Genomic DNA, 16,631 nt, shown 5'->3' with positions numbered 1-16,631 from the left:
ATTGATTATCTTTCCGTTGATTGTGTATGAAACAACCAATCCTATTTCTTTTCTTTTTTTGTGGCTTTATTTCAACAAGCCAAAACTTAGTGCTCAACCCTAGTTTTGAGGATCATAGAACAAAACATTGCATTTCAATTTTAGGAGGTTTTAATATTCATATTACATATTGGTCTATACCAAATTATGGATCAACAGATTTTTTTGACACCTGCGAAGAGACTATGGGAGGCAGAAACTATAATGGGTTTCAAGATGCTAAAGCAGGAACAACTTATGCTGGCATGTATTTGTTTACTGACAAAAACTACAGAGAATATGTTCAAGGAGAACTTTCTAAAACATTAATAAAAGAAAAGAAATACAGAATGACTTTTTATTTGAGTTTAGCAGATAAATCGTCTTATGCTTTAAAGGATATTCAAGTTTTAATTACGGAAAAAAAATTAAAACCTTGTGATCATTCTAATGCTTGTGATAAGGCTATTAAACCATCTAAAGCGACTGAAGGAAAGTTTAAAATGTATTCAAATCCTGATAATATTTATTTTTCTAATAAAGAGTCTTGGATAGCATATACTTTCGAATTTACAGCCGAAGGTTATGAGAACTACTTTTCTATTGGTAATTTTTATAGAAATGCTAAAACAAAAAAAGAAGATGTATTATCTAATAGTCCTTTTTTGTTTTCCTATTACTATATCGATGACGTTTCAATTGAACCCTTAGAAAAGGAAGAAAAGAACATCAAAAAAGAAACCATCAAAACGGTTGAAAAACCCACCATTAAAACTAATGAGATTTACACCTTCAAAAATGTACTATTCGATTTTGATAAATCAGATTTATTAGACATTTCAATAAAAGAATTGAATCAACTTTACAAGCATTTAGAAGCTAATCCTACATTAAAAGTTGAAATCTATGGTCACACAGATACTATTGGATTAGAAGCCAGAAACCAAGAATTATCAGAACAACGTGCCAAAGCAGTTTTAGATTATTTAATTGAAAAAGGATTAGATGTCACACGCATTACATCCTTTGGTTTTGGAAGCACACAACCTATTTCAACTAATAACACAGAAGAAGGACACCAATTAAATAGACGTGTTGCTTTTAAGTTGATACAAAAGTAAAATAAGACCTTTGCTTATTATACATTTGTATTGAATCAATTGCGGACCTGCTAGGTTTTTAAAACCTGCTAGGTCTAGTAACTTTAAACCAAATTGGCGAAAAACGATCCATACGCAGCATTAAGAATCAAAGAATTCAACATCTTTTTATTGGTTCGGTTTGCTTTGGTTTTTGGTTGGTCTATGCAATTTATTGTCATCGAATGGCAAGTGTATTCTTTAACTAAAGATCCATTGTATTTAGGTTTAGTTGGTTTAATGGAAATAATTCCTGCTTTTACAATGGCACTTTTTGCTGGGCATATTGTAGATCAAAAAGAGAAACGCAATCTTTTTGCACTTTGTATTGCGGCATTTTCCTTAATTAGTTTAGGTCTGTTTTTCTTAACATGGGACAGAATAGTTGGAGATTGGGAAACACAAACCATCTTAATTTTTATTTATATTTTAGTCTTTTTTGGTGGCTTCTTACGGTCGTTTTTTGGTCCCACGATATTTTCATTAATTGCTTTAATTGTTCCAAAGAAAATTTATCCGAATGCAGCAACTTGGAGCAGTAGCACTTGGAAAGCCGCTACAGTTTCTGGAGCTTTATTCGCCGGTTTTTCTATTGATTGGATTGGTGTACACACCACACTTTGTATCGTTTTTGCTTTAGTAACACTGGCATTAGGCGTTACCTTTTTTATTAAGAAGAAACCGATTTTAAACCCAAATATTGGAGAGTCTGTAAAAGAAAGCTTGAAAGTTGGACTGCGATTTGTGTTTAGTAATAAAGCTATTTTAGGTGCTTTATCTTTAGATATGATTGCGGTTTTATTTGGAGGAGCTGTAGCCTTATTATCTGTTTTTGCTCAAGATATTTTACACGTTGGCTCTAAAGGTTTTGGCATATTAAATGCCTCTGTTTCTATCGGAAGCATACTAACTATGTTCATTACCACGTATTTGCCTGTTAACAAGAACGCAGGTAAAAAACTACTGATTTCCATTTTTGGGTTCGGCATATGCATTATCATTTTTGGGTTTTCAGAATTGTTTTGGCTGAGTGTTTTAGCCTTGTTCTTTTCTGGTGTTACAGATGGAGTGTCGATGGTTATAAGACAAACCATTTTGCAAATAAAAACTCCAGATCATATGCGTGGTCGTGTAGCATCTGTTAATTCTATGTTTGTAGGTTCTTCAAACGAACTTGGTGCTTTTGAAAGCGGTATAGCAGCTAAAATTTTAGGCCCTTCTGTTGCCGTTATTTTTGGTGGAGTTATGACACTAATAACCGTTGCGGGAATAGGAATTAAAAATAAAACGCTACGAGAATTAGACCTTACCGTGGATATTGAAGAATTTGAAAAAGAGGACGTGTAAAATGACCACTAAGCCTTTTCGTTTTTGTTACTTTTGCCATTAATATCTTTAAAAATTTCAATTAGCATGATTCTAAAACTGCTTAAAATAGCTTTAGAAAAAGACATCGTCATCTCTTCGATTAAAGTCGCTATAGTGGTTGGCTGTATTTTAAATATTATCAACCAAGGAGACCTTTTATATCATTTAAATTTTGAAAAGGTTAATTGGCTAAAGCTTGGCTTATGCTTTGTGGTGCCATATTCTGTATCGACCTATGCTTCCGTTAAAGTAAAAACAGGACAAAATTAATAGGTTTTCAGCTCAAAATTTTCACCGTCAAAAACTCCATAGGTATAATACTGAATCCAGTCCCCTAAATTAATGTACTTAGACGTTTCATTTAAGTCAATTTCTAAAGGCAAATGTCTATGACCAAACACAAAATAGTCTCGGTGTTTATCTTCAAGCTTACGTTTGCAATACACGGCTAACCATTCATTATCTTCTCCTAAAAACTTCGCATCATCATCGCCAGAAATCATTTTGTTTTTTACAGACATATACTGTCCTATTCTAATTCCAATATCAGGATGCATCCATTTGAATAGCCATTGAAAGAAAGAACTCGTAAACACTTTTTTCATGCGTTTATAGCCTTTATCTCCAGGTCCTAAACCATCACCATGACCAATAAAAATGGTTTGGTCGCTGAGCGTAGTCGAAGCGCCATAACTAAACGTAAATTCTTCAGGTTTATGATATACAGGAATACCTAATTCTTCTTCAAAATAGCCATTCATCCATAAATCGTGGTTACCCACAAAATAATGAATCGGAATTCCGGAATCACTAATTTCTGCTAGTTTACCTAAAGTTCTTGTGAAGCCTTTTGGAACAACAGTTTTATACTCGAACCAAAAATCGAAAAGATCTCCCATTAAAAAAATAGCAGCAGCATCATGCTTAATCTCATCTAACCAAGCTACGAATTTTTTTTCTCGAGGACGAGAGGCTTCACTTGTAGGTGCTCCTAAATGATTATCTGATGCAAAATAGATTTTTTTTCCGTTGGCAATATGTATGTGATTGGATTTATTCATTATCACTAGCAAACCATTCTGCGAAAGAAGACGCTGTTTCAGAAAGTCTTAATGAATGTAATTTGATGTTATCAGGTAAACGCTGTTTTATTTTTTCCGCAAAATCAATGACCATCATTTCACTTGTTGGCTGGTAATCTACTAATAAAACGTTGTGATCTCTATCTTGTAATTCTTTGGCTAAATCAACGTGTGGTGTGTTCTTATTAAAAACCGTAGCATGATCGAAAACATCTACAATATCCTCTTTTACAATTTTCTTTAAATCACCGAAATCGATCACCATTCCGAATTTCACGTTAGAAGCATCCGAAATTGGAGTTCCAATTACAGTTACATAAAGTCGGTAACTATGGCCATGTACATTTTTACACTTACCATCGTAACCATAAAGTGCGTGACCTGTTTCAAAAGAAAACTGTTTTGTAATGCGAATTTTGCTCATGCGATTCTAAATTATAGTGCAAAGATATTATAAATGTAAAAGGAATCGGTTTTTAGTCTACATTTGACTACTTTTTTTAGAAACTATGAAAACTAATTCTTGGCTTAGCCTAACGTGAGCAGTCTTTTTGAAGCTATTCCGTTTGTTGAAAATGCGCTTTATGAGCGTGTTATTTCAGACATCTCATCGCAAAAATATAGTATTGTTGATGATTTTTTTTCAGAAGATGAAGTAATTGCTTTACGGCATTCGTTGCTTCTAAAGTATGAAGAAGATGCGTTTAAAAAATCGGCTATTGGGAATAAAACTAACGAGCTCGTTAAAAAAGCTGTACGTGGTGATATTATTCTTTGGATAGATGAAAACGTCATCAATTTTGCCGAACAATTATTCTTCAATAAAATTAATGATTTAAAAGATTACTTAAATCGCACTTGTTTTTTAGGTATTAATCAGAAGGAATTCCATTATGCCATTTACCCTAAGGACACCTATTACAAACGTCATTTAGACACGTTTCAGAATGATGATAGACGTAAATTATCTTTTGTGTGTTACTTAAATAGTGAAGATTGGAAACCTGAAAACGGTGGTGAATTGGTCCTTTATTTAGACGGTGAAGACAAGATTATTTATCCATTTCCTGGCAAAGTAGTTATTTTTGAAAGCCAAGAATTAGAGCACGAAGTAAAACCTGTAAATACACAAAGATTGAGTATTACAGGTTGGCTAAAAACTCGTTAAATACTTTTAGCGTCTTTTCTTTTTATTATAGAAATAGACAATAATAAGCACTATTCCTAAAATTAAGAATAGGCCATTTCCACTAAAAAAACCAAGTATATCCATGTTATTCGTCTTTATATCTGTTTTTGTTATACCTATAAACTATATAAGCAAGTCCGACCAAAATTAAAAAAGGCAAGAGCGAGCCTATAAAAACACCGACGCCATAACCACTATCTGGCGCACCTTTTAGTTTTTCGTCAATATTAACCTCTTGAAGAATTGCTATAATTAGGTTCATTTACTTAAAATAATTTATGATTCAAATTTAGTTGTTTTGGGCAAGCGTTATAAATGTTTTTCGAAATTTTATAATTAATGGTAAACCGCGAGCAATCATCCAAAATGTAAATGCTATAAAAATGCCGTAAAGTTTATAGTCTAAAGCATCCGTCCAAAAAATAATAGGTACAAAAACAACCAGCGTAGAAAAAACCAACACATTTCTGAGGTATTTCATTTTACCAAGTCCTTTAAAAACACCATCGAAAATAAAGGCTAAGGCACATAGAGGTTGCATGGCCAAAACAATCCAAAACACGTTGTAGAATTCAGTCAATACTGCTTCGTCATTGCTAAATAGATTGCCTAAAGGATAATAGAATACAGCACCAATGATGCCAATAAAAAGTCCAACTACAATGCCATATTTAATCAGTTTATTACTTAATTCTAAAAGGCTTTTATAATCTTTTGCACCCAACAATTTTCCTGATAAAATATTACCAGCACTTGCATAACCATCAATAAGAAAAGCTCCTAAAAACCAAAGATTTATAGCAATAGTATAGGCTGCGATATAACTCTCACCATATTTTGTAGCGAAACTCGTTCCAAAATACAAGGCAATATTTAGCGCGATAGTTCTAATGAATAAATTAAGAATCATTAGCGTAAAACGTTTCATTTCAGGATTAAAAGGCAACTTTGCGATTAAAGGAATATCTGTTTTTTTGAGTAAATAATATGCTGAAAGTAACGCCATAATCAATTGAGCAAGAACACTAGCATAAGCCGCACCTTTGATATGCATGGCAGGTATAACCCCTTCAATACCATAAACAAAAGCAAAATCTAAAATAATATTCGCCAATGCACCAGAAATAGCAATTAACATTGGGAAATAGGTGTTTTGAAGCCCTCTAAAAGTTCCAAAAACAGCGATGGTAAACAAGGTAAAGGGAAATCCAAAAACCCGAATTTGATAATAGTCTACACTATAATTTAGAATGTCGCCCGAGGCATTGTAAAGTTTAAAAATATGAGAAGCCAATGGGTATGTAATGGCTATAATTAAAAGACTGAGTGTTGTAATTACAAAGATAGCTTGAGCAGGTAAATTCTTCACGGCTTCCACATTTCCGGCACCTAAGTATTGTGAAATAATTGAAGAAATAGCACTTCGAGTTTGGCCTAAGACCCAAATTAACATGGATAAAAATGTCGTTACAATACCAACTGCTGCCAAAGATGTTGTAGCATTCTGTTCCATATTACCAATAATGGCTGCATCAGTTAAAGATAAAATAGGCTCAGACACTCCCGCAATTAAAGCAGGAATCGCCAATTTGTTAATTTGTTTTAAAGTTATAGATGTGCTCACAATACTAGTTCGTAACAATGAAAAGGAAATTCACTTTGCTTTGGAAAGTAAATATCTCCTAATCGTTTATAACCGCGAAGTTCGTAAAACTTTTGGTTTCTTTTGTTCTGCGAAAAGGTATCTAATCGAATAGAGCTATAGCGGTTGTCAATAGCAAATTGCTCTGCAAACGACATCAGTTGCTGCGCATAACCCTTGCCTTGAAGTTCTGGATGAACTGCCAATCGATGAATATAAATATTGTTTTCATTTTTAGTCAACCACTCAATAGGTATATATTCCGAATCCATAAGTGTAGAAATTACAATGCAACCTTTAACAACCTTATCTAACTCTAAAACATAAAGCTCGTTACGCTTTATATCATTTTGAAAAGCAGACAAATTTGGATATTCGTCGTTCCATTGAAAAACACCGTTAGAAATCATGGATTTAGCACAAGATTTTGTGATTTCTAAAATTGTTTGAATATCTTTTTCTTCTGCTAAACGAATCATTTTATTGTTTACTTTTACTAATCTATTATTAATAATTATTTGGGGATGTAGCTCAGTTGGCTAGAGTGCTTGACTGGCAGTCAAGAGGTCGTCGGTTCGAGCCCGATCTTCTCCACAGAAAGCATGCGTTAGGCATGCTTTTTTTATTTCACAAAGTCAATAATACTGTTTATTACTGTGTTTAACTCGCCTGAAGGATTATTTTCGTTCCAAGGATGTTTGGTATTAAACACATGATCCGCTCCTGTAATAATTTCTAACTTGCTATTTCTGCTCCATTCGTAAATACTGTAGGCTTCATTTATATTTACAGCTGTATCGTTATCACCATGAATAATGAGAATTGGAATGTCTATTTGTTTGGTGGCAGATTCAATATTCAGGCTTTTTTCATGCGCTTTAAAATCTTCAAAAAATTGATAATAATGAGGCATTTGCTGTTTCGTTCTACCGTTTACAACATACTTAACACCATCTTCTTTCCATTTTTGAATCACTTCTTCTGTACCAAATCTATTTTCAAAATTACTAACACTTGCTAATGTAATAAGCTTGGTGACTCGTTGATCTTCCGAAGCTTTTAATATCGCAATACCTCCACCACGACTGTGCCCTATTAGACAAATAGCATTAGTGTTTATCTTTAAATTAGATTCGAAACGATTTTGAGACCAAGTCATAACAGCCTCTAAATCATCTAATTCTTTAGTGTAATTGTTATTTCCAAAAGCTTCCAAATCAGGAAAATCAATAGGATTTTCCATAGTACCTCCATTATGAGAAAAGTTGAATTTAATAAAGCAAAATCCGGCTTTAGCAAAAGCTTCTGCCATTAGGTTCCATGCTCCCCAATCTTTAAACCCTTTATAACCATGGCAGAATATGATGATAGGTTGATTTGTTTTATCTTCAGAATAAAAGGCATCAATTAAGATCGGTTTTTTACCGTCTCTTTCTAAAATTATGTTTTTATCAATTATCATTAGTCGAGTTCCTTTTCAGTAAAATTAAGCTTTGGATTACAGATTTCTAAAATCAGTTTTTTGAGTTCTATTTCAAAATTATCTAAGGTTTCATTCGTAATTAATTGGTCTTTTGATCTGGCATGAGACGACGCTTTTTTACCGAACTTCAATAAGCCTTCACTTAAGTTTTTAAACGAAATAATTCCAGCTTCAATAGGTAATTGTATCAAGTTTTGTTGTCGCATCATATAGGCATAACACAAAATTTGAAACGATTTACTATACTTATCGTAATCTGAAGTCAAGTCTTCCCAATTAACAATTTCAACTTTATTTTGTTCCACCTTACCAGATTTATAATCTACAACTCTAGTCATGCCATTAAAGCTATCAATTCTATCCACTTTCCCTTTTAACTTAATAGGAAAATCTAAACCTTCAATTTTAATATTGATAGCTTCATCAGCTTCAATAGAAAGAATTTTAATCTCATTGCCTTGTTTAATACTCTCTAGTTCTAAGTTTAAGAAATTTGAAATGTAACGTTGGGCAATTTCAAAAATGATAAGATTTTTACCTTGAGAAAAACCACCTTTGTTGTAGAGTTCTTCAAAATGCTTGGTGACCATTTGTTTAGTGCGACTTTTGAAATCTTTAAGATGTTCTACAGTTAAAATAGAGCCTTCTAGTGGCTTGTAAAAATCCTCTAAGGAATTATGAATAACAGAGCCTAAAGTATTCGCTGCGATGTTTTCCTCAACCTCATCAAATTCTTTAATTCCTAAAATTTTATCGTAATAAAAATCCATAGGATTTCTAATATAGCTTGTTAATGACGACGGGGAGTAGCCTTTACCAGATAATACTTTTATTTGTTCAATTACTGAAGGCGTTTTTATTATTTCGATTAATTTCTGTTCTATAATCGGAACATCTGGTGATATAATTGTGTTCTTTATATCATGAATGCCTTCCACTTCTAACTGTGTTAAAAATCTACTTTTTTCACCGCCTTTTAAAGCATCAATTTCTGTGTTGTATAAAATGTATACGTTTTTAGCACGTTGTAAAAGTCGGTAAAAGTGATAGGTGTAAACCGCATCCTTTTCTTTAAAGGTTGGTAGTTTATTTTCAATTTTTACATCGAAAGGGATAAAGGAATTATTTGTTTTTCCGGAAGGAAGAATACCTTCATTTACAGAACTTATAATCACTGTTTCAAAATCTAAAACACGAGATTCTAACATCCCCATAATTTGAAGTCCTTCTAATGGTTCTCCTTTAAAATCTAAAGTTTCTGAGCTTAGCAGTTCTTTGTAAATAGATTGTAGTGCTACAATTGATTTAAGGTGCTTGTAGGTCGTATCTAACTCGGACAGTTGATTAAATAAGGTATTAAAGCGATATAAATATTCTAATTCTAAACTGTGATTTTGTTTCTCGCTATCGAAATTGGCTTTCATTTTTAAAATCAATTGAGAACAATATTTTAAAGCTGTTTCCGGATTATCGTTCCATGATTGAAAGAGTAATTCTATAAGTTCTTTATGCGAACTTGTAAGTTCCTTAAGCTCGTGCACAGTAATATAAACCGTGTTATTTTTTTGAATATTTGCTACTATAGCACTTGAAGCGTTTATGGGTGTAGTTTCAAACAATGGATAAACGGAAGGATGCGACAGTAAGCCAATAACATCTTTATAATAAAATTGTTTCGGATTGTGTTTATGAACGGTAAATAATTGCTCAAAAAACGACGCCAAAGGCACAAATTGTAATGGCAAACCCATGGTAACATTGAGTTTAGTTATATTCTTAGGTATTGAATTTAATACCGGAAGTAATAGTTGTTCTTCACCTAAAACGACAGCAATATTGGATAAATTAGTCTCCTTTTCTGTTAATTCCTCTAACAGCTGACCAATATATTTAGCTTGGCCAACCAATTTAGGAATCCCAATCGCTTGGATATTCTTTGGCTCGTTATAATGATTACTGACCCAATTAAAAGGTTGCGTTTCAAAGTAATTCCATTGCTTTCTATGCTGTCTCGTAAATAAACCAGCATCATGTATTGCATCATCAATAAATGCTTTATCAATATCCCAATAAATATGAGCCAAGTCGTTTTTCAGTAAACCCTGAATAATTTGAGACTCAGCGGTATTTAAAGCATTAAAACCTAAAAACACATGGATTTTTCCTTTGCAATTGTCCATGTAAGATTCTAAATTATCTACAGCTTCCCGATAAATTAAACCTTGATACCCTTGTTTTGATTGCAATAGATTATCCGTAAAGGCCGTGTAATAATTTTTAAGCTGTTTCCAAAACTTTAAATGATTTTTAACCAGATCGGTTTGATCAGGATCTAAAGACCAATGATGAAGCTCTTTGATAGCGTTTAAGTAATCAAAAATGTGTTCTTGAGGTATAAGATAACGATCAATCTCGTTGAAGTCTTGTAATAAGATTTGAGCCCATTTAGAAAAAGACTCAAAAGACTCTTGTTCCTCTTCATTAGTTAACGCTTTATACGTTTCGTAAAGTCTAAATAGTAAATCTGTATTCGGCAGGTTTTGTAAACCAGATAACTCTTCTACAAATTCTTCACTACTGAGTATTTGAGGAGCAAATATAGGCTGATCTATTAATGTAGAAAGGTGGTGCTTCAGAAAAACACCAGCACGTTTACTTGGCAGAATAAAATATAAATCTTCTAATTTTAGGTGTTTCTTTTGAAGATCTACGAGAACCGATTTTATAAAACTTATCATTCTATAAAAATAGAAAACGCCCCGAATATCGGGGCGTTTTTTTAATATATTTTAGATGTGATTAGTTTTTCAACTTCACCTCTACACGTCTGTTTTCTTTTTTACCAGCACTTGTACTGTTACTAGCGATAGGATTAGACTCACCGAAACCAGCAGCAGTTAATCTATCAGCACTAATACCATTAGCAATTAAGTAATCTCTAACTGCACTTGCTCTTCTTTCAGATAAAGCTTGGTTCATTGATTTAGAACCATCAGAATCAGTATGACCTTCTAAAGAGAAGTTAGCTTGTGGGTATTCTTTAAAGATAGCTACCATTGACTGTAATACTTGATCAGTTTGCTTCTGGAAAGTTGCCTTACCTGAATTAAATAAAATAGATCTTGCGTATTCATTTAAAGTTTCCATTACTGGAGCAGTTGGCTTAACTTCTGGACAACCATTGTTTGCAACAGTTCCAGCTTCGTTAGGACACTTATCATCTTTATCTAATACACCGTCACCATCAGTATCTGGCCAAGGACATCCACTGTTTGCAGCAGGACCTGCTTCGTTTGGACAATTATCATCAGCATCAGCAACACCGTCACCATCAGCATCTGGACAACCACCTAAAGTTTTTAAACCAGCAACATCTGGACACTTATCATCTTTATCCATTACACCATCACCATCAGAATCAGGACAACCATTAAATTCAGCTAAACCTGCAACATTAGGACAATCGTCTTTTGAATCTTGAATACCATCGTTATCAGAATCTGGACAACCATTGAAGATCTCTAAACCAGCTTCTTCAGGACAAGCATCATCTTGATCATATATACCATCACCATCTGTATCAGTACCACCAAACTTAAACGTAAGACCAACTGAATGTTGGAAATGTGTTGGTAAATAATCTTCGAAAGAATGCTTGTAAGTAGACTGAACATCTATACCAAGACTTTCAGATAACCAAAACTTGATTCCTAAAGTTCCGTTTAAAGTTCCAGCTCCAATTTCATCAACCCAAGTGTAACCACCACCAACACCTAAGTAAGGGTCAATTGTGTTAGAGTTAATAATATCCATAAAGCTATAAGAAACTCTACCATCAACACCATAATATGTTAAATCATCAACGTCATTAGTTGATTCTTCACCTGTAATAGGATCAGAATTAGAACCAAATTTTTCAATTCTGTTTATAGATCCTTTTGCTGTGAAAGTAAAACCATCACTAAGGTATCTAGAAACAGATACTGTAGAAAGTGAAGGTAGGAAATTCCAGTGATCAGATGCATTAAAGTATTCGTCAAAATAGTCTCCTTGTGGTGCGTCTTCTCCTACTGGGTAAAAGTCAACTGCGTTGGCTCCAAATGTAATGGCCCATGGATTGTTCTTGTCTTGTGCATTAGAAGTGCTAAAACTTGCGATAAGCACTGCGACAAAAAATAATCTGCTAAGATTTTTCATATTCTAATTAATTTAAATTTTAAGTGTTAATTGTTGGCAAAAATAAGTTGTTAAACTGTATTAACAAAGACAAATATATAAAAATATTGCAAAACCGCCCTAAAATAAGGCGATTGGGTTAAAATTATAATGGTTTCAGATAACATTTAGCTCTTTTCCTACTTTTACAAAGGCCTCTATGGCCTTATCCAGCTGGCTTTTGTCGTGAGCAGCAGAGAGTTGCACTCTAATTCTAGCCTTGTCTTTTGGAACTACAGGAAAAAAGAAACCTATAACATAAATCCCCTCCTCAAGTAGCTTATTAGCCATAGTTTGAGACAGTTTGGCATCGTATAACATGACCGGAACTATAGCTGAATCTCCATCGACAATATCGAAGCCTGCGTCTTTCATTCCTTTCTTAAAATATTTGGTATTCCAATCTACTTTATCTCTTAATGTTGTATCGTTTTTAAGCATGTCAAAAACCTTTATAGAAGCTCCAACAATTGCAGGAGCCAAAGAGTTTGAAAACAAATAAGGTCTAGAGCGTTGACGTAAAAGCTCAACAATCTCTTTTTTGGCTGTAGTGTAACCTCCCATTGCACCACCTAGTGCTTTTCCTAAAGTTCCGGTAATGATATCGATTCTACCTAAAACTCCTTTTTCCTCAAGAGTTCCTATTCCTGTTTCACCGATAAATCCTGTAGCGTGACATTCGTCAATCATCACCATAGCATCATACTTATCCGCTAAATCACAGATTTTATCTAAAGGTGCTACTAAACCATCCATAGAAAACACACCATCGGTTACAATAATTTTGAAACGCGCTCCATTAGCATTTGCTTCAATTAACTGTGTTTCTAAATCTGCCATATCATTATTTTGGTAACGATATCTTGCCGCTTTACATAATCTGACTCCATCAATAATTGATGCATGATTTAACGAATCTGAAATTATAGCATCTTCTTTTGTTAATAAAGGTTCAAAAACACCTCCATTAGCATCAAATGCAGCTGCATATAATATGGTATCTTCTGTACCATAGAAGTCCGCAATTTTTTGCTCTAACTCTTTGTGAATATCTTGTGTTCCACATATAAATCGAACTGAAGACATACCAAAACCATGGGTATCCATTGTATCTTTAGCTGCTTGTACAACATCTGGGTGTGAGGATAAGCCTAAATAATTATTCGCACAAAAGTTTAAAACTTTCTGTCCTGTAGTAAGCGTTATTTCTGCTCCTTGTGGAGAGGTAATAATACGTTCTTCTTTAAAAAGACCAGCGTCTTTTATTGATTCTATTTCTTGTTGTAAATGATTTTTTATATCTCCGTACATTGCGTTTGGTTTTGAATATGAAACAAAGATACTATGAAAAATTAGACTTCAAGAACTTCAATTGTATCATTTATATAAACCACCAACTTATGCGTTACCTTTAAATTCATTTGGTTCAAAACAGCTTCGTAATCACTTAATTGTGCTGCATGAAATCTTTTAGCATCACCCGTTTTATAATCAATAATTATAGCTTCGTTGTTAGCGTTTATATTTAATCGGTCTGGCCGTAGTAGTTGACCAGTACTCGTAATAATATCGCGTTCATTATAAACCTTAAAATTATCTTGATAATACGTCTTTAACATGGGATGTTCTATAACATTTCTAACTAAAGTCATTAACTCTTCTTTGTTTTCGGTTGTTACATCTCCCGAAATCAATAAATCATTAAAAGCGAAATCAACATCATCATCCGTTATAATTTTAGATAATATTAAATGTACTAAATTTCCGCGTTCTATAGCCGCTTCTTGTTGTGTGTCCCAAAGTAAACCTGATTTGGTGACAATATTTAAATTGTGAGCCTCTTTGGCTACAGAAATAAATTTTAAAGGATTAGCAGTAATTTCCTTTTCGGAACTATTGTCGTTCGGTTTTAAAGTTCCAAAACTATAATTGAGTTGATTGTCGGTCCACTTATTTTGATGTTGTAAAAAATTAATAAACATACCAGCATAGGTATTCTTTTTCACCTCACCTTTTGTCGTAATATCTTTTTTCGAAATAATATATAATTGCTCCACAGCTCTAGTCAACACAACATACAATAAATTGATATTATCTAATTCTAATTGCGATTGATGTGTGTTATAAATAAGTGATCCTGTCTCTTCAAAATGCTCTACCTCTTTATTATAATTAAGAAGCAAGGTATTGAACCCACTATAATTTTCAGCCTGTACAGGAAACCAAACTTTGGGTTCTATCTCTCTATAGATATCGAGATCCGCATACGGAAATATGACCACAGGAAACTCTAGTCCTTTAGATTTATGAATGGTCATAATCTGAACCGCATTCATATTTTCTGGAGTGACAACACTTAATTTATCTGCTTTATTTTCAAAATAGTTAACAAATGCAGCGACATCCGAATTTTGTTTTTGAGTAAACTCTAAAACAACATCTAAATAAAACTGAAGATAGGCGTCTGAACTTTCATTAAGATGGAATAATCGTACAACATGTTCTACCAATTCATAAAGCGGTAATTGTAAACATTGATTAATGTCTATATATAAATCTAACGCTTTTAAACCCACAAACATCTCGTTTAAGTCATCCGTGAGGTAAGTGATAAAAAACTGATGTTTATCTTTAATCTGAAGTTGCTCCGCTAAATAGGAAAGCACCTCCACCTTAAGACTGTCGTTATTGGGTTGAGTCAGTAACTTTAAAAATGAATTGATAAAATTAACCTTATCAGAATTTTTTAAAAGTAGGGTTTCTGATGAAGTGATTTTAATACCATTTTCATTTAAATAATTAGCTATCGCAACTCCTTCTTTTCGTTTTCTCACCAATACACAAATATCATCTAACGGAAAGCTGTTATCTTGACATTGTTTTATGGTTTGTAAAACTTGACTTGCGTACATTTCGTGAATGTCATCCTCTTTTTCAACATTTAAGAAATTCAGATTCACATAGCCTTCAGATTTATTATGAGTTTTTTGACTGGCTAACTTATAAAGTTCCGCATAAGCGACTTCACTAAAAGTACTCGCACTAAGAAATTCAAAAAATGAATTATTAAATTCAATAACCGCTTTTGCACTTCTATAATTGGTATCTAAAGCTAAAACTTCGGCTTCAAGCTGAAATGGATTATCAATTTTATTATACAGTTTTATAAACTGTTCGGCTTCACCACCTCTCCATCTATAAATCGCTTGCTTAGCGTCACCAACGAGCATCGCAGAACCATTAGCGGTTGATAGTGCATTTTCTAACAAAGGCACTAAATTATCCCATTGCATTTTTGAGGTATCCTGAAACTCATCTATAAAATAATGCTTAAATTTTTCACCTAAACGTTCATATATAAATGGTGTAGGTTGATTTTTAATTTCTTTACTTATAATAGTATTAAATTCTGAAATCAACATTTTGTTTTGATCAGCCTTTAAGGCATCTAACTCATTTTTTATAGCGTTTAATACGGACAGCGGAGTGATATTTCTATAAAATCCTTTTTTAAGTTTTAACTCGAAAATTGCTTTTTTAGTAGCAACGAAAGCCGCTGATAAGTGAGATTGAATACTTTCTATGGTTGAAGCAACCGTTTCCGAAACACGTTTTGGATACAGGGTATTACCCTCAATTAAGTCGTTTTGCCATGCCGATTCAAAGTTAATACTGAAGCGTTTGTTTTTTAAATTTTCAAAATGCTTGGGCAATGAACTTCTATTAAAATCATTAAATTGTAATCCCGATTCCTCAATTAAGGTTAACGCTGTTACAGCGGTATTTATAATGGTTTCTTCTTGCTGTTGAATTTCCTGAGATAATTGTTGCTTTAAGTTTTTAAAATCTTCAAGTGTCTTCTTCTTTAAGGTTTGAATGGCAAACACGTCATTCTCATTTACTAGTAATTTTGAAATTTTATTAAAGTCATAACTAATATCCCAACTTTTATCATCATCGGCTTTTTCAATCGCAAAATCCACTAAGACTTTCGTTAAAGTTTTATCACTTCCCGCTTTAGCGATAAGGCTATCCACCGCTTCATTGAGAAGTCTTTCTTGGTCGAGCTCCACTTCAAAATTTATAGGCAGTTTTAAATCGTGCGCAAAAGTTCTAATCACTCGATGCGTAAAGCCATCGATGGTAGAAATATCAAAAGCACCATAATTATGAATTATATGTTTTAAGATGCGATTCGATTTTGTTTGAAGCGTTTCTGGTGCTATTTTTAGTTCCTCGCAGATAGCCACAAACATGGGGTGGGGATTTACTAAGCTGTTTTCCGAAGAAAATGATTTTAGCATATCTACAATACGCTCTTTCATTTCACCAACGGCTTTATTGGTAAATGTTATGGCTAAAATAGATTTAAACTGATCGAGACTTGTAGACTGAATCAGTATTTTTAAATAGGCTTTGGCTAATGTAAATGTTTTTCCACTGCCTGCAGAAGCGTTATATATTTTGAAGGCTGAATTTTGCAAGAGATAATTTT

Annotated in this window: 14 protein-coding genes and 1 tRNA gene; 5 read left to right on the top strand and 10 right to left on the bottom strand. The window is 33.3% G+C overall.

Features of this window, described 5'->3' with window-relative positions:
- Positions 1-26 precede the first annotated feature (26 nt).
- The 3 genes from HM984_RS06125 to nrtS all read left to right on the top strand — a co-directional run bounded on the left by HM984_RS06125 (position 27) and on the right by nrtS (position 2,795).
- Positions 27-1,139: an OmpA family protein gene (locus HM984_RS06125; RefSeq protein ID WP_179348525.1), complete on the top strand. Its 1,113-nt coding sequence runs from the start codon at positions 27-29 to the stop codon at positions 1,137-1,139.
- A 93-nt stretch (positions 1,140-1,232) separates the two neighbouring features.
- Entirely contained in the window at positions 1,233-2,504 is a 1,272-nt protein-coding gene (locus HM984_RS06120) for an MFS transporter (RefSeq protein WP_179348524.1), read from the top strand.
- A 66-nt stretch (positions 2,505-2,570) separates the two neighbouring features.
- Positions 2,571-2,795, top strand: coding sequence for a nitrate/nitrite transporter NrtS (gene nrtS / locus HM984_RS06115; protein WP_115808334.1), 225 nt, complete (start codon positions 2,571-2,573; stop codon positions 2,793-2,795).
- Here nrtS and HM984_RS06110 read toward each other — a convergent pair.
- The gene (locus tag HM984_RS06110) at positions 2,792-3,568 is read right to left on the bottom strand and encodes a UDP-2,3-diacylglucosamine diphosphatase (RefSeq protein ID WP_179348605.1); all 777 of its coding nucleotides are present in this window, start codon (positions 3,566-3,568) and stop codon (positions 2,792-2,794) included. The two genes, nrtS and HM984_RS06110, sit on opposite strands and share 4 nt — an antisense overlap.
- Before the next feature lie 10 nt (positions 3,569-3,578).
- A complete protein-coding gene (locus HM984_RS06105; RefSeq protein WP_115808335.1) occupies positions 3,579-4,031 on the bottom strand; it encodes a 6-pyruvoyl trahydropterin synthase family protein in 453 nt (150 codons plus the stop codon).
- Positions 4,032-4,145: 114 nt separating this feature from the next.
- Between HM984_RS06105 and HM984_RS06100 the strand changes: the two genes are divergently transcribed.
- Entirely contained in the window at positions 4,146-4,775 is a 630-nt protein-coding gene (locus tag HM984_RS06100; RefSeq protein ID WP_179348523.1) for a 2OG-Fe(II) oxygenase, read from the top strand.
- 106 nt (positions 4,776-4,881) lie between these two features.
- On the opposite strand, the gene HM984_RS06095 is transcribed toward HM984_RS06100, so the two are convergent.
- The 3 genes from HM984_RS06095 to HM984_RS06085 are packed head-to-tail and all read right to left on the bottom strand — an operon-like array spanning position 4,882 to position 6,917.
- Entirely contained in the window at positions 4,882-5,058 is a 177-nt protein-coding gene (locus HM984_RS06095; RefSeq protein ID WP_179348522.1) for a hypothetical protein, read from the bottom strand.
- A 27-nt stretch (positions 5,059-5,085) separates the two neighbouring features.
- A complete protein-coding gene (locus HM984_RS06090) occupies positions 5,086-6,420 on the bottom strand; it encodes an MATE family efflux transporter (RefSeq protein ID WP_179348521.1) in 1,335 nt (444 codons plus the stop codon).
- A complete protein-coding gene (locus HM984_RS06085) occupies positions 6,417-6,917 on the bottom strand; it encodes a GNAT family N-acetyltransferase (RefSeq protein ID WP_179348520.1) in 501 nt (166 codons plus the stop codon). Before HM984_RS06085 ends, HM984_RS06090 begins: the two co-directional genes overlap by 4 nt.
- Before the next feature lie 41 nt (positions 6,918-6,958).
- On the opposite strand from HM984_RS06085, the gene HM984_RS06080 reads away from it, so the two are divergent.
- Positions 6,959-7,032: transfer RNA gene (locus HM984_RS06080), tRNA-Ala, on the top strand.
- A 28-nt stretch (positions 7,033-7,060) separates the two neighbouring features.
- On the opposite strand, the gene HM984_RS06075 is transcribed toward HM984_RS06080, so the two are convergent.
- The 5 genes from HM984_RS06075 to HM984_RS06055 all read right to left on the bottom strand — a co-directional run bounded on the left by HM984_RS06075 (position 7,061) and on the right by HM984_RS06055 (position 16,620).
- On the bottom strand, positions 7,061-7,900 hold the full coding sequence (locus tag HM984_RS06075) for an alpha/beta hydrolase family protein (protein WP_179348519.1): 840 nt from the start codon (positions 7,898-7,900) through the stop codon (positions 7,061-7,063).
- The gene (locus HM984_RS06070) at positions 7,900-10,659 is read right to left on the bottom strand and encodes a PD-(D/E)XK nuclease family protein (protein WP_179348518.1); all 2,760 of its coding nucleotides are present in this window, start codon (positions 10,657-10,659) and stop codon (positions 7,900-7,902) included. Before HM984_RS06070 ends, HM984_RS06075 begins: the two co-directional genes overlap by 1 nt.
- Before the next feature lie 61 nt (positions 10,660-10,720).
- On the bottom strand, positions 10,721-12,118 hold the full coding sequence (locus HM984_RS06065) for an OmpA family protein (protein WP_179348517.1): 1,398 nt from the start codon (positions 12,116-12,118) through the stop codon (positions 10,721-10,723).
- Positions 12,119-12,253: 135 nt separating this feature from the next.
- Entirely contained in the window at positions 12,254-13,447 is a 1,194-nt protein-coding gene (gene kbl, locus HM984_RS06060) for a glycine C-acetyltransferase (protein WP_179348516.1), read from the bottom strand.
- A 41-nt stretch (positions 13,448-13,488) separates the two neighbouring features.
- The gene (locus tag HM984_RS06055) at positions 13,489-16,620 is read right to left on the bottom strand and encodes a UvrD-helicase domain-containing protein (RefSeq protein WP_179348515.1); all 3,132 of its coding nucleotides are present in this window, start codon (positions 16,618-16,620) and stop codon (positions 13,489-13,491) included.
- Between the last annotated feature and the right edge of the window lie 11 nt (positions 16,621-16,631).

The organism is Winogradskyella pacifica, from assembly GCF_013403915.1.
In the GTDB taxonomy this organism is placed as follows: Bacteria; Bacteroidota; Bacteroidia; order Flavobacteriales; family Flavobacteriaceae; genus Winogradskyella; species Winogradskyella pacifica.
Note: the sequence above shows the minus strand (reverse complement) of the source record. Positions and strands in the feature narration are given on the sequence as shown.